18 protein-coding genes are annotated in these 19,042 nt (G+C 47.8%); 14 read left to right on the top strand and 4 right to left on the bottom strand.

The window, feature by feature from the left end; translation table 11 throughout:
- Window positions 1-101: 101 nt before the first annotated feature.
- Window positions 102-938, bottom strand: coding sequence for a phosphate ABC transporter substrate-binding protein PstS (gene pstS / locus AK963_RS15145; RefSeq protein WP_238593743.1), 837 nt, complete (start codon window positions 936-938; stop codon window positions 102-104).
- 571 nt (window positions 939-1,509) lie between these two features.
- Between pstS and AK963_RS15140 the strand changes: the two genes are divergently transcribed.
- The 12 genes from AK963_RS15140 (at window position 1,510) to rpoS (ending at window position 11,876) form a co-directional block, all read left to right on the top strand.
- The gene (locus tag AK963_RS15140) at window positions 1,510-1,905 is read left to right on the top strand and encodes a hypothetical protein (RefSeq protein ID WP_139117432.1); all 396 of its coding nucleotides are present in this window, start codon (window positions 1,510-1,512) and stop codon (window positions 1,903-1,905) included.
- 228 nt (window positions 1,906-2,133) lie between these two features.
- The gene (locus AK963_RS15135) at window positions 2,134-2,418 is read left to right on the top strand and encodes a DUF406 family protein (protein ID WP_066016285.1); all 285 of its coding nucleotides are present in this window, start codon (window positions 2,134-2,136) and stop codon (window positions 2,416-2,418) included.
- Between the two features lie 271 nt (window positions 2,419-2,689).
- Window positions 2,690-3,982, top strand: a complete 1,293-nt coding sequence (gene eno / locus AK963_RS15130; protein WP_066016284.1) for a phosphopyruvate hydratase — start codon at window positions 2,690-2,692, stop codon at window positions 3,980-3,982.
- Window positions 3,983-4,242: 260 nt separating this feature from the next.
- The gene (locus AK963_RS15125; RefSeq protein ID WP_066016283.1) at window positions 4,243-4,515 is read left to right on the top strand and encodes an FtsB family cell division protein; all 273 of its coding nucleotides are present in this window, start codon (window positions 4,243-4,245) and stop codon (window positions 4,513-4,515) included.
- A 79-nt stretch (window positions 4,516-4,594) separates the two neighbouring features.
- Entirely contained in the window at window positions 4,595-5,329 is a 735-nt protein-coding gene (ispD, locus tag AK963_RS15120) for a 2-C-methyl-D-erythritol 4-phosphate cytidylyltransferase (protein ID WP_202969791.1), read from the top strand.
- On the top strand, window positions 5,329-5,820 hold the full coding sequence (gene ispF / locus AK963_RS15115) for a 2-C-methyl-D-erythritol 2,4-cyclodiphosphate synthase (protein ID WP_066016281.1): 492 nt from the start codon (window positions 5,329-5,331) through the stop codon (window positions 5,818-5,820). Before ispD ends, ispF begins: the two co-directional genes overlap by 1 nt.
- 125 nt (window positions 5,821-5,945) lie before the next feature.
- Window positions 5,946-7,049 (top strand): tRNA pseudouridine(13) synthase TruD, encoded by a 1,104-nt coding sequence (gene truD, locus AK963_RS15110; RefSeq protein WP_083232676.1) that lies wholly within the window; start codon window positions 5,946-5,948, stop codon window positions 7,047-7,049.
- Window positions 7,050-7,081: 32 nt separating this feature from the next.
- Window positions 7,082-7,831, top strand: coding sequence for a 5'/3'-nucleotidase SurE (gene surE, locus AK963_RS15105; protein ID WP_066016279.1), 750 nt, complete (start codon window positions 7,082-7,084; stop codon window positions 7,829-7,831).
- On the top strand, window positions 7,828-8,496 hold the full coding sequence (locus AK963_RS15100) for a protein-L-isoaspartate(D-aspartate) O-methyltransferase (RefSeq protein WP_066016278.1): 669 nt from the start codon (window positions 7,828-7,830) through the stop codon (window positions 8,494-8,496). The genes surE and AK963_RS15100 overlap by 4 nt, the downstream gene beginning before the upstream one ends.
- A 396-nt stretch (window positions 8,497-8,892) precedes the next feature.
- Entirely contained in the window at window positions 8,893-9,822 is a 930-nt protein-coding gene (locus tag AK963_RS15095) for a polyprenyl-phosphate transporter (protein WP_066016277.1), read from the top strand.
- 137 nt (window positions 9,823-9,959) lie between these two features.
- Entirely contained in the window at window positions 9,960-10,742 is a 783-nt protein-coding gene (locus tag AK963_RS15090; protein ID WP_066016288.1) for a peptidoglycan DD-metalloendopeptidase family protein, read from the top strand.
- Window positions 10,743-10,844: 102 nt separating this feature from the next.
- Window positions 10,845-11,876, top strand: a complete 1,032-nt coding sequence (gene rpoS / locus AK963_RS15085; protein ID WP_066016276.1) for an RNA polymerase sigma factor RpoS — start codon at window positions 10,845-10,847, stop codon at window positions 11,874-11,876.
- A 90-nt stretch (window positions 11,877-11,966) separates the two neighbouring features.
- Here rpoS and fdxA read toward each other — a convergent pair whose 3' ends face one another.
- Window positions 11,967-12,290, bottom strand: a complete 324-nt coding sequence (fdxA, locus tag AK963_RS15080) for a ferredoxin FdxA (protein WP_066016275.1) — start codon at window positions 12,288-12,290, stop codon at window positions 11,967-11,969.
- A gap of 259 nt (window positions 12,291-12,549) precedes the next feature.
- On the bottom strand, window positions 12,550-15,171 hold the full coding sequence (mutS, locus tag AK963_RS15075) for a DNA mismatch repair protein MutS (protein ID WP_420795614.1): 2,622 nt from the start codon (window positions 15,169-15,171) through the stop codon (window positions 12,550-12,552).
- A 492-nt stretch (window positions 15,172-15,663) separates the two neighbouring features.
- Between mutS and AK963_RS15070 the strand changes: the two genes are divergently transcribed.
- Complete coding sequence (locus AK963_RS15070; RefSeq protein WP_139117431.1) at window positions 15,664-16,578, top strand: ankyrin repeat domain-containing protein; 915 nt, start codon at window positions 15,664-15,666, stop codon at window positions 16,576-16,578.
- 538 nt (window positions 16,579-17,116) lie between these two features.
- Here AK963_RS15070 and AK963_RS15065 read toward each other — a convergent pair.
- The gene (locus AK963_RS15065; RefSeq protein WP_066016273.1) at window positions 17,117-17,788 is read right to left on the bottom strand and encodes a pyridoxamine 5'-phosphate oxidase family protein; all 672 of its coding nucleotides are present in this window, start codon (window positions 17,786-17,788) and stop codon (window positions 17,117-17,119) included.
- Window positions 17,789-17,891: 103 nt separating this feature from the next.
- On the opposite strand from AK963_RS15065, the gene AK963_RS15060 reads away from it, so the two are divergent.
- Complete coding sequence (locus AK963_RS15060; RefSeq protein ID WP_066016272.1) at window positions 17,892-18,935, top strand: aminotransferase-like domain-containing protein; 1,044 nt, start codon at window positions 17,892-17,894, stop codon at window positions 18,933-18,935.
- The last annotated feature ends 107 nt before the right edge of the window (window positions 18,936-19,042 follow it).

Below are 19,042 nucleotides of genomic sequence, written 5' to 3'. Positions count from 1 at the left end.
ACTATGAAGATATTATCAATAAATGCTGTGAGGCATGGAATGAATTACTTTCTGAAGTTGGCCGATTGAAAAGTCTATGCTCCCGTTCATGGGCTGTTATTTCATAATTTAAAAATGGAATTGGTATTATTCAGCAGCAGGCGGAAGCCAGGCGCATTTTTCCAGTCAGCGTTCATTGCGGCTGCCTGGAAGGTTTCCATGGTTGGCTGCAGGAATTTGCCTTCAGCACTGGCCAGCTGGGTGTGACTCAGGTTGTTCTGTTTGGCAAAGGCATACTCTACGTAACCAATAGAACCGCGGGTGCGGCGGACAAAGTTGGCCACACCGGCATTACCGTTAGCGCCAATGGTGGTTGCTGCTTTTGGCCAGGTGATATCGGTGTTGGTGCCGACGTCGTTTTTCCAGGTTTCACTGACCTGACTCAGGTAGTCCGTGAAGTTATAGGTGGTTCCTGAACCGTCTGAGCGGTGTACAACATAAATGGATTGTCCTGGAATCTTCAGATCCGGGTTGATGCTGGTGATGCGCTCGTCATTCCACTTTTTAATCTTGCCCATATAGATGTCGGCAACAATGTCACCGGTCAGTTTCAGGGCGCCTGGTTCAATACCCGGAATGTTAACGACCGGAACAATAGCGCCCATTACCATTGGGAACTGGATCATGCCTTCATCATTCAGTCTCTGTTGATCCAGAGGCGCATCGGTTGCTCCAAAATCAACGGTTTTGGCCGTGATCTGGCGAATACCACCGCCGGAACCGATAGCCTGATAGTTTATTTTGACGCCGGTTTCCTGGTTGTACTCTTCTGCCCACTTGGCATAGACAGGATGCGGAAAGCTGGCTCCAGCACCGTTGATTGACTTTGCAGTGGCTGCCCCGGAAAAAGCAGCGGCAGCTAAAACTGAGGATACGACAACTGACTTTAAGAACGTCATGGTTCTTTTCCCCCGAAAACGCTTTGAGAGTGTTTGTGTTTGATAGGGGCCAGAATAGGGGGGGAATGTTACAGAAATATTTCTTGTATATTTCAGTTGTATGACACCAAGTTCATATTTTCAGTAAATCACGCACTCGAAACGGCTAAATAAACAACTTCAGTTTTGCAAAATAAACAGATTCAATATTTGTATCTATCATAAGAATCCATTCTAGGATCCAGATAGAGGTACGCAGTGGAGGTTAACAGTTTTTCAGGGGTTGGCAGTGAAGTTCGTTCTGAAGTAACAGGTGATAATTATACTCATGGAAAGAATGAGCGGTTCAGCCCATTTGAAACATCTCTGTCCAGTGAAAATCAAGGCTCCTGGACGATTTGAAGTCCACTGATCTTTTCGGGGGGCCTCTCTTGGAAGCAGGGGTATCGCTTCCACACCCCCATCGGCTAAGTCACCATTAGACTCGAAAAAAAAGATGTTGGCTGTGCTTACTGAAGTAGTTAATACCCAACAACAGAATGGCACGTCAGTCATGCCTCAGCTTTCGGGCAATGATTCCGAACTATACCGTTTGATTGAAGCGAATGGTACATCAGGTTGGAATGTCACTACTGATGGCGCTGAAAACGGAGAGCCACCCTGGCTTACGCCTGCTGTGGCAGTTTTCTGTGCTCTTGTTTTTATTGGCGTGAATGTGCGGATGTTTTTCGTTGATGATCCAGGTAAAAAAGAATTTTATCGGGATCGAACGGCTGATCGGCCAGAAGCCCCTGATGAAAGTTACGTAGCTGTTCCTATAGAGGAACCCTCAAACTCCGCTCCTGCAGTAGGGCAGAATATGTTAAGTCAGGACAAAGCTAAGTCAGTTTCTTTCAATACCAGAACGGAGGTGGTTTCAATTGATCAGCTCGAAGATTGGCAGGGGATTGATGCTCAAGAAGAGAAGGGGCCAAAAAAAGAACAGTAGCTGTTTTGTGTTTATTTTTGCTAGCACGGCGTAATGCCCGGTGAATATGTATTTAAGTTATATGCCTGTTTGTTTTAGGGATGAGTTGATCTACTTTGAAATGCATGGCTATGCTTTGTTTCTACTATTTTAAAATGGTCGTGCTGGTTGTAGGCTTTTATAACCTGCATGGACCTGTTTTACAGGTTGTCAAAAGATTTCAAACAGGCTTATCACAGGAGAGCAGGTATGGAAAATACTACCGTTGAGCTTGAAGTTGATGCCGATCATTGTTTTGAAATTGGTGAGGTTATTGTGCCCGGAGATACTCACCTGGAGATGACAATAGAGGGGGATTCTGAGCAGCAGGTGAATGATCAGCTGGCAAAGATGGAGGCACTGGCAAACAGTATTTCTGATCATTGCCAGATAAAGAAAAAGGTGAATCACAATAAGGGCAGTGTCACCATCGATGCCATGTTTGATTTTGACTGCACAGCTGAGAAGCTGATTTTTGAGTTATACCTCAGGTAGTAACTTTACTTATACTGGTATTGCTGTTTGATGGATATTTGATCATTGTCGCTTGGTTTAAACGATGGTTAACAGGCGATTGACAGTAATTAACAGTAACGATCAAAAATCCACGAAGCTCAAGAATGGCGCGGTGTCCAGCGAATTTGTAAGGCTTTGACACAGGATTTTCCGGTGGTATAGTTGCCCCTCCCGTAACAATGCCGCATCCGTTTTACGGTATTGCTTACCTCTCACTTGAAATTTCCGAATTCTTCACCCGGAGTATCTCATGACCGCTATCAAGGAAATCAAGGCTCGCGAAGTCCTCGATTCTCGTGGTAACCCCACTGTTGAAGCTGACGTCATTCTTGAGTCTGGTGCCTTTGGTACTGCCTGTGCTCCCAGCGGCGCTTCCACTGGTTCCCGCGAAGCTCTGGAACTGCGTGATGGTGACAAGTCCCGCTACCTGGGCAAGGGCGTTCTGAAAGCCGTTGCCAATGTTAACGGTCCTATCCGTGAAGCGCTGCTTGGTTTTGATGCCAACGACCAGCGTGGTCTGGATCATAAGATGATCGATCTGGACGGTACTGACAACAAGGCCAAGCTGGGTGCCAACGCTATCCTGGCGGTGTCTCTGGCTGCTGCGAAAGCCGCTGCTGCTGACAAAGGTATGCCTCTGTACGCTCACATTGCTGAGCTGAACGGTACGGCTGGTCAGTTCACCATGCCTGTTCCAATGATGAACATCCTTAACGGTGGTGAGCACGCTGACAACAACGTTGACATCCAGGAATTCATGATTCAGCCAGTTGGCGCCAAGAATTTCGCTGAAGCACTGCGCATGGGAGCTGAAGTATTCCACGCTCTGAAGAAAGTGCTGTCTGACAAAGGTCTGAACACTGCGGTTGGTGATGAAGGTGGCTTTGCGCCAAACCTGGCTTCCAACGCTGATGCCCTGGCTGTGATCAAAGACGCTGTTGCTGCTGCCGGTTACACTCTGGGTACCGACATCACTCTGGCTATGGACTGTGCTGCTTCTGAGTTCTACGAAGATGGCAAGTACAATCTGAAAGGCGAAGGCAAAGTCTTCACTTCCAACGAGTTCTCTGACTACCTGAAAGGTCTGACCGAAGAATACCCAATCATCTCTATCGAAGATGGTCTGGACGAATCTGACTGGGACGGCTTCAAGTACCAGACTGAACTGCTGGGCGATAAGATCCAGATCGTGGGTGACGACCTGTTTGTAACCAACACCAAGATCCTGAAAGAAGGTATCGATAAAGGCATCGCTAACTCTATCCTGATCAAGTTCAACCAGATCGGTTCCCTGACCGAAACTCTGGAAGCGATCAAGATGGCGAAAGACGCTGGCTACACTGCGGTTATCTCTCACCGTTCCGGTGAAACCGAAGACGCTACTATCGCTGACCTGGCGGTAGGTACCTGCGCAGGCCAGATCAAGACCGGTTCTCTGTGCCGTTCTGACCGTGTTGCCAAGTACAACCAGCTGATCCGTATCGAAGAGCAGCTGGAAGGCAAAGCGCCTTATCGTGGTATCGCTGAATTCAAGCGTGCCTGATTAGCCGTCAATGCTGATTGAAAAAGGGAGGCTTATAGCCTCCCTTTTTTATGAGGTGAATTTGCGTTGTTTTACATTTTCTTTCTGCAATAGCCAGTATAAATGTGAATCAGTTCAAAGAACTGATCATATGTTCAACCATTAGTACTCCTGTTAAACTTCATCATTAGGTTCAATTACTACCAGTTTCAGCTTCAGATATCATGATTTTTGGTGTTGCCCATACTGCTGGATAGTTACGGTTTAAAGCGGAACTGATTATGAAAAAACTGGCAATAGCCCTGTTGACACTGATGCTGGTTTATCTCCAAACCAGGCTGTGGATTGGTGAAGGCAGTATGGCGGAGTTGCTGACGCAAAAAGACAATCTTGAGCGTTTCAGGCTGGAAAATGAACGTTTGTACCAGCGTAATCGTCTGCTGGCCAAAGAAGTCGTGGAGCTACAGCAGGGGATGGAAACGGTTGAGGAAATAGCGCGACAGGAGCTGGGGATGATCCGCAGTGATGAAACGTTCTTTCTAACTTACGATTAAACTGGATTATCTATTCCTGTATTGGTTTTAGGAGCTGTTCCTGAGCAGGCTCCTGGATGTTCAAATTAAGGGTGTCAGAGTGAGTAGCGCAGAAACCATGAACACGGTTCGTTACTGGGCGGTTGTTCCGGCAGCAGGTGTCGGCCGCCGAATGAATGTCGACATTCCCAAGCAGTACCTTGAAATCAATGGCAAGCCTCTGATGGTTCATACTCTGGAGCGATTGCTGGATTTTCCCAGGCTGGAAAAGGTAGTGGTGGTTCTTGATCATGAAGATGAGTACCACCAGTCTATTGAACTATTGAGAAACCCGAGAGTTCTTCTTGCCCAGGGAGGTGATGAGCGTTACCACTCTGTACTCAATGGTTTGAAAGTGCTGCTGGATATTGGTAACCCTGATGACTGGGTCCTGGTTCATGATGTAGCCCGCCCCTGCATTCGCCGTTCAGACATGGACTGGCTGGTTCATCAGCTTCATGATCACCCTGTCGGCGGTCTGCTGGGCAGCCCTGTTACCGATACCATCAAGAGGGCCGGAGGCGATGATGTCGTATCCGAAACGGTCGATCGTCAGGGGCTCTGGCATGCAATGACACCACAGATGTTCCGTCTGGGAATGCTGCACGACGCAATGGCGAAAGCCATAGCGGATAAGATGCCGGTAACTGATGAGGCCAGTGCCATTGAATACTCTGGAAAACAGCCAGTCATGGTGGAAGGACATGCTGATAATATCAAGGTGACCCGTGGAACTGATCTGGCTCTGGCTTCTCTATATATTGAACAGCAGTCGAAACTTATTGAGGTCACTTGATGCGTATTGGTCATGGTTTTGATGTTCACCGTTTTACTGATAGTGAGCGTGACGGGGATTACATTGTGCTGGGTGGGGTGAAAATTCCTCACTCTCACGGGCTGGTCGCGCACTCTGATGGGGATGTGCTACTTCATGCGCTTTGCGACGCGTTGCTGGGAGCAGCAGGCCTGGGTGATATTGGTAAGCATTTTCCTGATACTGATGAGCGCTACGCAGGTATTGATAGTCGCAAGTTACTTCGTCATGTGATTGCTCTGCTTGAAGAGAACAACCTGGCTCCAGTCAATATGGACAGTACCATCATTGCCGAGTCTCCTAAAATGGCTCCTCATATTGATCAGATGCGGGAGAATATCAGCGAAGACTTGGGTATTGATCCATCTCTGGTGAACGTGAAAGCGACTACTACCGAAAAGCTGGGTTATACCGGTAGAAAAGAAGGTATTGCTGTTCACGCTGTTGTTCTGTTGAAAGACCTGGGGGCATGACCCAGAGCATTGAGCCTTCTGGACAGAAGGCTCATTATTCATTGTTATTTTCCGCTATGACCTTTCAATAACTGCGTGAAACGCGGTATTGTTTATTTTTAATTTTGTTTTGTTGAGTGCGCATCATGGATGCAGATGTACCGATGCCTGCCGATTACTCCATTGATTGGTATTATGCCTTTGGTGGCCCTTTGGGTAGTTGTCTTTTCAAGTCCTGTCATGAAGATTTTCTTGTTGATGAGTTGCTGCCTTTTGAGCCGGAAGGCGAAGGCGAACACCTTTTTCTGCTGATTGAAAAAAAAGGTGAGAATACCGACTGGGTTGCAGGGCTTCTGGCGAGACATGCAGGAGTTAGAAGGCAGTCGGTTAGTTATGCCGGACGAAAAGACCGGCATGGAATTACACGTCAATGGTTTTGTGTTTCCCTGCCAGGTTTGCCTGACCCAGACTGGACTGGGCTGGAAAGTGACACTATACGGATTATTCGACAGGCCCGTCACAGGAAAAAACTGAAAACCGGTGCCTTGAAGGCGAATGATTTCTGTATCACTTTGCGGAATATTGATGCTGATCCTGCACTGGTCAATGCCCGGTTAGATCAAATTTCCCGTGAAGGAGTGCCCAATTACTTCGGTGAACAGCGCTTTGGTCATCATGGACGTAATGTTGAAAAAGCCATCGATATGATGGCTGGAAAATTCCGCGTTCAACGTAACAAACGGTCGGTCTATCTGTCAGCAGCCCGATCCTGGTTGTTTAATAGGGTGCTGTCAGAAAAAGTCAGGGAAGGAGTCTGGAATAAGTTTCTTTCAGGGGATGCTCTAGGGTTTCCGGACAGCAATAGCCTGATTTTTGAAACTCCGGATGATGCCATGATGAGGCGTCTGGATAACTGTGAATTAAGTCCGACTTCACCACTTTGGGGGAGGGGGGCATTGAAAGTGACTGATCAGGCTCTGGCCTTCGAGGAGTCTGTCACTTCCGGATATTCTCAGTTGTGTGATGGGCTGGAGAGGGTAGGTTTGCTACAGGAGCGGAGAGTTAACCGTCTGGTGCCCCAGCAGTTTACCTGGTTGTGGGAAAGCAGCACGGAAGGAAGTTCACTGGTATTGCGATTCCGGCTGTCAAAGGGCTGTTTTGCGACTTCTGTACTCAGGGAGTTGTTTGAGTGTTATGAAGAAATCCACTGTCGTGAAAATAATCATGTTGATCAAGAGAGTGGGCATTAAGAAAACTTGGAATAATTCAGGATTGATGGACTATGACCATATTGCTATCGAATGATGATGGCGTTACCGCCAGGGGATTGGCTCTTTCGTTTGAAACCATGAAATCATATGGGCAGTGCTGGGTAGTGGCCCCAGATAATGACTGTTCTGGCAGGGGGCACTCCCTCACTTTAAGTCGGCCATTGCGTATGAAAGAGCACGATAATGGGTTCTTCAGTGTAGATGGAACACCTGCAGACTGTGTTAATCTCGCCGCCAGTGGGCTGTTTGGCCGCCTTCCGGAGCGAGTAGTTTCGGGTATTAACAGTTGTGCAAACCTGGGCGATGATGTGCTCTATTCGGGGACTGTGGCTGCTGCCATGGAAGGACGCATGCTGGCAAAAACAGCCATTGCTATTTCATCCTGTGGCAGAGAAGATCACCATCTGGAAGTGAGTGCCAGAGTGTTAAACGATTTGATGCTGCGCCTTGATGATCTGGCTTTGCCAGAAGGTACGATCCTCAACGTCAATGTGCCGGCCTGTGGTTATGAGGATATCCGTGGAATGAAAGTTACCCGCCTGGGTCACCGTGATCAGTCAAAGTCGCCGGTAAAAATGACTGATCCACGTGGAAATACGGTCTGGTGGATCGGCGGCGTCGGTAAACCACTTTTTGCTGAAGAGGGAACGGATTTCCATGCGGTAGCGTCTGGCTACGTATCCATTACCCCATTGCAATATGATAAGACCGGTCATGCAACGTTATCACTGATGGAGGACTGGCTTGGAGCCTGTGTATGAGGGATCTTGAAATTGATGGTATCGGTATGACGTCACGCCGAACCAGAGAGCGGCTGATCCAACGTCTGCTGGATCAGGGTATTCAGTCCACCAAAGTTCTGGATGCAATTCGCACCATTCCCCGTCATCTTTTTCTTGATGAGGCGCTGGCTCACCGTGCCTATGAAGACACAGCACTACCAATTGGTCATAATCAGACGCTTTCTCAGCCGTATATTGTAGCCAGAATGACGGAAGTCCTGTTGGAGCAGGGGGAGCGAAACAAGGTGCTGGAAATTGGCACCGGGTCAGGCTATCAGACGGCTGTGCTTGCTTCGCTGGTGGATAAGGTATACTCCGTGGAACGCATCAGACCATTGCAGGAGAAGGCTCGGCAGAGATTGTCCAGGTTATCTCTGAACAATGTTCGTCTTCGTCATACTGATGGTGGTATGGGGTGGCCGGAGGAAAGCCCATTTGATGGAATTATCGTAACGGCGGCACCTGGGGACATTCCTGAAGAATTGCTGAGCCAGCTTTCTCCAGAAGGTGGGAGGCTGGTGATTCCAGTTGGAGGAAGCGATTACCAGAATCTTGTGCAGGTGACCAGAAATGGTGATGAGTATCAGCGTAAGGCCTTGGAAGCTGTTCGGTTTGTGCCGTTGCTGGCAGGTGTTATACGCTGATACTTGATAAAAAAGACATCGTTTTTTTTACAAATGCCTAGGGCTTGTTGACGTTTTGTTGCGTGCACAGTGGCCCAGAAAAGCGTCATATGCGCGAAAGGCTTGCGCAGCGAGTAGTCGTTCTACATCAAGCAAGTCTGACAAAGCAGATGGCGCTTTTCTGGGCCAGCATTCGGGCGGATCAAGGCGCCCCTATGACATTTTGAAAGGCAACTGGTAGGGTATTCCTGCAATGCCGCGCCCTGGTGCCCCTTGTGGGTATCGTCATAGGAGCGCTATGAATCCGCTGAGTTCGCAACAAAACGTCAACAGGTCCTAAACAAAAAGTAGTCAGTCCAGGATGGCTGATGGGTATTATTGCCCTATTTACTTAACCTCTGTTCCAAAGGTCAGAACATGTCGAATCTTTCTTCTTACTTTGCCCTCATCGCCAAGGGAATGGCCATGGGGGCTGCAGATGTTGTGCCGGGAGTTTCCGGTGGAACCATCGCATTTATTACCGGCATTTATGACCGGCTGTTAAATGCCTTGAAAAGTGTCAATCCTTCGTTGCTAAAAGTACTTCGTAGTGACGGTATCGCCGGTGTCTGGCAGAAAGTAGACGGCACATTTCTGGTATGTGTCTTTGGTGGTGTTTTAACCAGTATTTTGTCATTTGCACATGTTATTACCTGGTTTCTGGCCACCTATCCAGAAATGCTCTGGGCATTCTTTTTTGGTCTGATTCTGGTATCCGGGCTTCATATGATTCGTCAGGTCCATCACTGGAATACCTCGACCATCATCACCCTGATCGCTGGTGTTGTGATCGCTTATGCTGTGGGTGTATTAACTCCAACCAGTCTCGAGCCAGTGCCGGTAACGCTGTTTTTTGCTGGAGCCATTGCTATCTGTGCCATGATTCTACCAGGTATTTCCGGCAGCTTTATTCTGCTGATGATGGGGCTGTATGGTCCGGTTATTGATGCCGTAAAGAGTCTGAATTTTAGTGTGCTGATTGTCTTTGGCCTGGGTTGTATCGGAGGCTTGCTTAGCTTTTCCCATGTGTTGTCATGGCTTTTAAAAAAGCACCGTGATCTGGCAATTTCACTGTTAACCGGCCTGATGCTCGGGGCTCTGGGCAAAGTCTGGCCATGGAAGGAGACGCTGGAAACACGGGTTAACAGTTCTGGAGAGCTGGTTCCGCTGATTCAGGCTAATGTTTCTCCGATGAGTTATGAGGGGATTACCGGGCAGCCTGCTTATCTGGTTGAATCTATTGGGCTGATGATTTTTGCCATTGCTTTGGTGGCAATGATTGAGTGGATGGGTAGTAAAAAGCACTAAATTGGTGCGGTAATATAGGTGAAAGTACCGATCTTGGTATAATATTTTAAACCATAAAGTATTCTTAATATTCATTTATTGAATAAATGGTTTTTGTGATCATGCAGGGTAGTGGAGTTGATAAAGTGTTGGATTTCATGAAAATCACTCTAATTAATATGAGTGATTGCTCAAAAAAAATACTTTTTCTAATGACCTGCCTGCTGATTGCAAGTTGCAGCCATGACCCGGCCAGGGTTACGGTTACTGACCTGAGATCACCGCCGAAGGTGACCTCAGGTCAGCATATTGTGCAGAGAGGTGAAACGCTCTACTCAATAGCCTGGCTCTACAGCAGAGATTTCAGAGAGTTGGCCCAAAATAATAACATTCGAAGCCCTTATATCATCTATCCGGGACAGAAAATAAATTTATCTATCCGCCGGTATGGGGTTGCCACGTCTTCGGTAGCTCCTGTCAGCCAGCCAAAGAAAGCAGTTGCCAAAAGCAATGAATCGGTTAAAAAATATACAGCAAAGAGTTCGGCGAAGAAAAGTTCATCTTTTACCAGTGGAGGCTGGCAATGGCCTGCACACGGAAAAATTATTTCCGCTTATTCGCTCAAAATGCCCGTTAACAAAGGGATTGATATTGGCGGCAAATTAGGAGAGCCTGTAAAGGCAGCTGCCAGTGGTGAGGTAGTGTACGCAGGAAGCGACCTGTCCGGCTATGGCAGGCTGATCATTTTGAAACATAATAGTAGCTATCTGAGCGCATATGCTCACAACAGGGATCTATTCGTGAATGAGGGAGACTCAGTTAAAGCGGGCCAGAAGATAGCCGAAATAGGTTCTACAGGAACGACGGAGCCTAAGCTGCACTTCGAAATTCGGCGTGATGGTAAACCGGTTGACCCGATGGGGTATCTTCCAGGGCGCTGATGACGAAGGTCAGTGGCTGTTGTAGTAGAGGGATCTCACGGGTGTCGGCGCAGCCTCGAGTTGCTCGGCATAGAGTGGGACTTTCGGATAGGACTAACTCTTATGGCATCGAAGAGGGATGACGCAGAGCTAAGCAGTTATGCTGACGATGTAATCCAAGGACAGGATGAATTGAGCCCGGATGAAAATTCTGGTGACCTCAGTGAAGTGGTTGACGAGAACGATGATATCGATAAGCCACAGCCTACGGCTGTGTCTCCGATTAACACCGGTCGTCGAAAAGAAGACGATGGGTTTTACAAATCCATCGATGCAACCCAGCTGTACCTGAATGAGATTGGCTTTTCACCTCTCCTCACCCCCGAGGAAGAGGTTCACTATGCCCGCCTTGCCCGAAAAGGGGTGGAAGCGGGGCGGCGCCGCATGATTGAAAGTAATCTTCGGCTGGTTGTTAAAATCTCCAGGCGCTATGTCAATCGCGGTCTGACACTGCTTGATTTGATTGAAGAAGGTAACCTCGGTCTGATCCGAGCGGTTGAGAAATTTGATCCTGAGCGTGGTTTCCGTTTTTCGACCTATGCTACCTGGTGGATACGACAGACGATTGAGCGGGCGATCATGAATCAGACCCGGACGATTCGCCTGCCCATTCATGTTGTTAAAGAGCTGAATGTCTATCTCAGGGCTGCCAGGGAATTAACCCAGAAGCTGGATCATGATCCCAGTCCAGAAGAAATAGCCCAGTTGTTGGATAAGCCGGTTGCTGATGTCAAACGGATGCTCGGTCTCAATGAGCGGGTGACTTCGGTTGATACGCCACTGGGGCCTGACTCTGATAAATCCATTCTGGATACGATTTCTGATGAAAAAGGTGCTGACCCGGCAGAACTGTTACAGGATCTGGATCTTAATGACAGCCTTGACCGCTGGTTAGGTGAGCTGTCAGAAAAACAGAGAGAAGTTGTTGCCCGTCGGTTTGGTCTCAGGGGTTATGAAACCAGCACTCTTGAGGAAGTCGGTAAAGAGATTGGTTTGACCCGTGAACGGGTAAGACAGATCCAGGTAGAGGCTTTGAAACGGCTTCGTTCTATTCTTGAAAAGCAGGGCTTGTCAGGAGAGTCCCTGTTTAATTGATGGTCTGGTATTACATTACTGCCAATAAAAAAGCCATGGGTCACCCTCATGGCTTTTTTATCATTGACCATCAGCAATACTTCTATTGACTCAGCGTTCCAGCTGGTCCAGCTTGCCTTTTACGCCATCCCACTCTTCCGCATCAGGGAGGGGGTCTTTCTTCTCGGTAATGTTTTCCCAGACATCCGCAAGAACGGCGTTCAGTTCGATGAACTCCTGCTGATCTTCGGGAACCTCATCTTCTGAGAAAATAGCGTTTGCCGGACACTCTGGCTCACAAAGAGCACAGTCAATACATTCATCCGGGTGGATAACCAGGAAGTTTGGTCCTTCATAGAAGCAGTCCACAGGACAGACTTCCACGCAATCGGTGTATTTGCACTTGATGCAGTTTTCACCCACTACGAAAGCCATGGTGGTTAAACTCCATTTGATCTGACTAAAAAAAAGTACCGCCCGGTTTTGCTTTTATATTCGTGAGAACAGCTCATCTCATGAAAGCATTTCATAATGTGACCTGAGACATTATGTCAGGCTCTGTTAACAGAGCCCGAGGCAATACAAAAAGTTCGGGCAAGTTTACCAGAGTTGTAAACCCGCTGGATAGCTGGGATTACCATAACCTTATACCCTGAGTGGTCAGTAGAATGCTCAGGATATAAGAAAAATCATACTATTTTCCAAGTCCCTTGAGTGTATAGAGCAGTTCCAGAGCCTGACGAGGTGTCAGGTTATCCACGTCTGTCTTATCCAGAACTTCGACAGCTGGGTGTGGCTCAGGACTCGCAAACAGGTCAGCCTGAGGTGTGAAAGTCGCCTTTCTGTATGTTGGTACTTCAGGCTGTGGAGCGGGTTCATGCTGCTCCAGCATGCTCAGCTTCTGTCGTGCCTGGTTAATGACATGTCGGGGTACACCAGCCAATTGTGCGACCTGCAGGCCATAACTCTGGCTGGCAGGACCTTCCTGCACTGCATGGAGAAAGACAATGCGATCGTCATGTTCAGTAGCATTGAGATGCACATTAACCACTGTACTGCACTCTTCAGGTAGCTGGGTCAACTCAAAGTAGTGCGTGGCAAACAGAGTGAATGCGCGTACTGAATCCGCCAGATATTGAGCACAGGCCCAGGCCAGGGACAGCCCATCGAATGTGCTTGTTCCGCGGCCAATTTCATCCATCAGTACCAGGCTCTGCTCGGTGGCATTATGAAGAATATTGGCGGTTTCTGTCATCTCCACCATAAAGGTTGAGCGGCCACCAGCAAGATCATCCGAAGAGCCGATACGGGTAAAAATCCGATCGACCAGACCAATACGAGCCTGTGATGCAGGAACAAAACTGCCAATATGGGCGAGTAATACAATCAGAGCTGTCTGTCGCATATAGGTCGATTTACCGCCCATATTTGGACCGGTGATAATCAGCATGCGGCGCTGAACATTGAAGGTGACATTGTTGGCCACAAACGGTTCATCCAGAACCTGCTCAACAACCGGGTGGCGACCTTCAACAATTTCAATACCCGGGCTCTGAAGGATTTCAGGACGACAGAAATTCAGTGTTTCAGCGCGTTCAGCCAGATTGCTGAGTACATCCAGCTCTGACAACGCCATGGAGCATTCCTGAAGTGATCCCAGCTGCTCTACCAGTGTGTCCAGAAGCTCATCGTACAGTGCTTTTTCCCTGGCCAGCGCACGACTCTTGCTGGATAGCGCCTTGTCTTCAAATTCTTTCAGTTCCGGGGTAATAAAGCGTTCAGTATTTTTCAGAGTCTGACGACGAATATAGTCTACTGGTGCATCGTCGGATTCACGGCGGCTCAACTCGATGTAGTAACCGTGTACGCGGTTATATCCGACTTTCAGGCTGGACAGGCCAGTACGTTCACGCTCCCGTAATTCCATCTGAACCAGATAGTCTCCAGCATTTTCACTGATGGATCGAAGCTCATCCAGCTCGGCATCATAACCTTCACCGATCACACCACCATCACGGATTACGACAGGTGGGTTCTCCATGACGGCTCGGGTCAATAATGCTTCGAGCTCAGGGTGCTCACTGATACCTTCTGCCAGTTGATGCACAGTCTGGCTATCAATCGTCGCAAGCTGCTGCTGAAGTTCTGGCAGTTGCTGCAGGGCGTCCCGTAACCGTGCCAGATCCCGTGGCTTGGCAGATTTCAGGGCAACCCTGGCAAGAATACGTTCAATATCACCAATATTTTTGAGAATGGGGTACAGGAATTCAAAATGGAATCCCTCTTTCAGAGCTGTGATTGCTGACTGGCGAGCCTGCAATTTCTCAATATTGCGCAGGGGACGATTGATCCATCGTCCAAGGAGGCGGCTGCCCATGGCGGTGGCTGTGCGATCCAGAACAGCTGCTACTGTGTGCTCCCGGCCACCATTCATATTGGTGGTCAGCTCCAGGTTTTTCCGGCTGGCGGCATCCAGGACCACACTCTCTTCACGGTTTTCCTGGGATAGGGCGCGAATATGGGGCAAAGCGGTTCGCTGTGTTTCCCGGGCGTACTGAAGCAGACAGCCAGCGGCCTCAATGGCCAGTGTTAAGTGGCTGCAGCCAAACCCATCAAGACTTTGCGTCTGAAACTGTCGGGTTAATTGCTCAATGGCGCTCTCATGATCAAAGTCCCAGGGTGGGCGTTTGCTGGAGCCGGGACGACGCAGCAAAGCCTCAGGCCAGTTGCAATCATCATTCTGCAAGACTTCGGCGGGACTCAGGCGTTCAACTTCAGACAGGAGTGCTTCTTCACCCGTTACCTCAAGCACATTAAACCGGCCACTGCTGATATCGAGAAATGCCAGTCCATACTGGTTTTCCCGCTGGGTTACCGCCATCAGCAGATTATCCTGACGCTCATCCAGCAACGCTTCATCACTGACGGTACCCGGGGTCAGAATCCGAACCACTTTACGCTCAACCGGGCCTTTGCTGGTTGCCGGGTCACCAATCTGCTCGGCAATGGCAACGGACTGGCGCAATCGGATCAATCTGGCCAGATACCCCTCCACCGCATGGTACGGAATGCCAGCCATGGGGATGGGTTCTCCACCAGACTGCCCCCGTTTGGTCAGGGTGATGTCCAGAAGATGCGCCGCCTTTTTGGCATCGTCATAAAACAGCTCATAGAAATCACCCATGCGGTAAAACACCAGGTGATCCCTGTGCTGCTGTTTGATGCGCAGATACTGCTGCATCATGGGGGTGTGATTGGAGAGGTCAGTATTAGTCATTGAGTAAAAAATGATTGTCTGTTTTACCTGATAACGCATCTGCTATCCCAGGATGCCGATTCAGGGTGAAAAATAGCAAGCAGCGTAAAAAGAATGTGCAATATAGTATCAGCCGATCAGGCTGAATGTCATTCCTATCAGGGATGAGCTTAGCTTATGGTGTATTTTTTCTGTCCATAAGAAGCAAAAAACCAAGTGCTTTTCTCATATATTGAGAGGCCATTGTTAGAGGCCAGTGCCACCAATCTAACTGAAATGGAATACTCATGGTATTTCCCTAAGCTGGTTGATGGGAATAACTACTATGCATGATTGCAAGTTAAATATTGGTCCATTATGTACTCATTGGAATCCATCTGTTTATTGTTTTGTCTTTTTAGGTATAGAGGTCCGAAGATTATTATTGTTCAGTATTCAGGCATGGTGAACTATTTAAAAATATAAAGATCAAAAGCTATATAATTTACTACCAGTGAATAGCCGAATGGCATAGCTTGAAAGGTGATTGAGTTGATATCACGTGACATTTATTTGAATACTAATGCCGAACTGTTAGCTATAAATGAAGAAAAGCATGTTGCCCCTGCCACGATTGCAAAAATTTGGGATAGAGTGGTTAGGCAGCAGAAGTTCGAGGAGGTAGGACCTCAGCGTAAACTGCAGGATCTTTTTATTGAAGTTTGTAAAGAGAATGAGGTAGAGCCTTCCACCTTGATTGATAGATTGGTTGATGTGCTGAGTGGAGGTGCTGAGCTTTCTAAAGTCGGTGGCGGTTGTGAATTTAATGAACGTGATGATGTTTATGCTGCTGAGTTTCAGGCTAAAGTACGTTGTGTTTTAGAAGACCGTATTGCTGTAGGTATGCAATCAAGCGATTGGTTTATACATTGTTTACAGAGTAAGACACAACTCAATGATTTGATAAAGTGTAAGCGTACAGATCTTCATCGGGCAATAATAGACAAGGATGTCGATAAAGTTGATGAATTATTGGGAAGCAGTAGTCGTTTACTAGAAGCAAGGGATTCAAATGGTTGTACGCCATTAATGACTGCCTTGATGCAAAAAGAGCCTGAGATAAGAATAATAGAATCTCTGTTAAGGCATTGGGCTAATCCAAACAGGCAGAAACTCACATTTCAAGCTTTGGATCGGAATGGGGGGTTTGCTCATAATTTTGGCGATAATTGCCTTCAGCTTTGCCTTGAAAATGGTTCAACGAAGCCTGAACAGAAAGAAAAATTCCTCAATATACTTGAATTACTTCTCGGTCATGGGGCAAATCCATCGGCATTTGTCCAGGAAGGAACCTTAGGGGAAATGACATTAATTGATCAAAATAAGCTAAGAATAAGCAAAGCGGTTGATTGGAGGGTGGGAGGGTTTCGAGATGCGTATATCGAGTTTCGAGGATCTGCAGGTGATTTATTGCAAAGATATAAATAATTGATCTAAAAATGGTAAATATAATCTGATATTTATTTTCTTAATAAAATAATGAAAATAACAGTTCTGCTCTACTATGAATTAAGTAAGAGGAGATGCTTGCTTATATGTAGGTCTGATGAGGAGAAAAAAGCAGTGTAATATTTTGATTTAAACTTAAGAAAATCCGATGCGGTTTTAAGCCCGATAGATTTTCTATACCCATTGCTTGTATCGTCAGGATGTCTGAAAAGTGGGCAGCTTAAATACAGGGTTTCTGTTCAGGCCTGCGGTAGAATAGGAAATTCGAAAAGCTAATTTTTTTTGACATCTCTCGAATGGTTTGTATCTTCCCTTTTATGAAAGTAGAGCTGTTCATATTTGTTCAAATTTATTGTTATGGTATTAGGGAAACTGCGAATAAGTCCCTTTTTCCAAAGGCAGTGTCAGTAATACCAGGGGTTACCGAAGGTGAGAGCGGACTTATTCGCACCTTCCTTAGGTGAATGGGAGAATAACTCCTCCCATTACAAGAATGCCTCAGCAATATTTCTATGGGCTATTCCCGATGAAAGGGACAACCGTGTCCTTTCAGCTTTAAAGGCACTTTTTCCCCTGGGCCAGGAATGGGTAACGTACCGTTCCACACTGGCAGTGCCAGATCTTCCTCTTCTTCGTTGGGTCCACCTCTGCGGCTTTTATAAGACGCTTCGTGAATGGTCAGTTTCAGCAATGCCGTGGCTTTACGCTCCCTGTTATTGGGTGGGCGAATCTGGCTCCAGCGTCCGGGTTCGATATCCTCAATGATGCTTTTGAAAGCGTGATCAAACTCTTCGGTGGACTCCACCCGGCTACCGCTGCAGAAAAGCACCGCAGACCGGTAATTGACTCCGGTATGGTAGGCCGACTTGGAGAGCACCCACTCACTGGCCTCGGCAAACGAAATGCATATTTCACCGCCGGCGGAAATCAGCTTATCAAGCCGGGATTTATTCAGGGTATGGAAGTAGAGGTACTCATCTACCCGCCAGAAGGTCATGGGAATGACGACCGGACACTGGCTCTCTGGGTCATGGAAAGCCATATGGCCAAGCTTTAAATCATCGATAAGCTGAAATACATCGGCCTTATTATAGGTGGCACGTTTGCTGCCACGGCGTACGGTTGAGCGTGGACTGCTGGTAAACTGGCTGTCCATTTCTTCATGCTCGTATTGAGAGTATTGGCTCATGTCCCATTTCCTTTGCTGATTCCCATCTACTCAGTTCAGCTAAAGTATCGTAAGCTATTGGTGCTCTTATAAGGTCCAATTTATAAAAATTCAGGGTGCCAATTTGGATTTGCGAAATATCCATCTCCAGCAGAAAAAACAACACAGCCATGGTTTTTCATTAACCCAGCAGCTTTTTCTGGCCCTGCGGGAGAAAATTCTTTCTCAACAGCTATTAGTCGGCAGTCGCTTACCTGCATCGCGTCTACTGGCGAAAGACTTGAGGGTTAGCCGAAATACGGTAAATAGTGTCTATGAACAGCTGCGTGCAGAGGGGTATGTCAACAGTCGTGAAGGCAGTGGTTTTTACATCAGTGAGCAATTACCCCAGTTTGATCGTTCCCCCCATATTGCCAAGGGAAAGCCTGTTCAGGATTGGCCCCCTCTGTCGGACTATGGCGATCAGCTGATCAAGCGCTCTGGAGGGCATGGTTCAAAGCCAAAGGACATTGCCAATTTGCCCTTCTCTGTAGGTTTGCCGGATTTTCAGGCATTCCCGATCAAGATCTGGCAACAGCTCATACGGCGCCACAGTGATCGACTGATTCTAATGGGCTATCACAGCCATCAGGGGTACGCGCCGCTTCGGAATGCGCTGGCAGATTACCTCAATATCAGCCGCGGGCTGAAATGCCGGCCGGAGCAGATCGTGATTACCCAAGGGGCTCAGCAGGGGCTGGCGCTGTGCGCACAGTTACTGATGAACTCCGGTGATACGGCGCTGGTGGAAGAGCCAGGATACTCGGGAGCACGCAAAGCCCTGATGTCAAACGGTGCCAGTCTTCAAGCGGTCACTCATGGTGATAATGGCATTAATGTCGGTGCATTGCCCGAAGGTGAGTACCGGCTTCTCTGCTGTACGCCGACCCATCAATACCCCATGGGTGGGATTCTGACGGCCAGTGAGCGCCTGCAACTGCTGCAATGGGCCGAAAGAAACCGTTGCTGGATTGTAGAAGACGACTACGACAGTGAGTTTCATTACTACAGTCAGCCGATTGCGGCGATGGCCGGAATGGCTGAGCGTACACCGGTGATTTATATGGGCAGTTTCAGTAAGACGCTTCTGCCAGGGTTGCGTCTTGGTTATACCAATCGCATTTTCTAAATCCTTAAGCTGCCGCCAACTATGCTTAGGCATCATTACCATGCATTATCTAGAACAGATGTCTCGTCGACCACAGCTACCCGAAGGTTTTAATGATGTTGATTTTC

It is taken from the genome of Endozoicomonas atrinae, assembly GCF_001647025.1.
GTDB lineage: Bacteria > Pseudomonadota > Gammaproteobacteria > Pseudomonadales > Endozoicomonadaceae > Endozoicomonas > Endozoicomonas atrinae.
The sequence above is the reverse complement of the archived record's forward strand: the minus strand, read 5'-3'. Positions and strand labels throughout refer to the sequence as shown.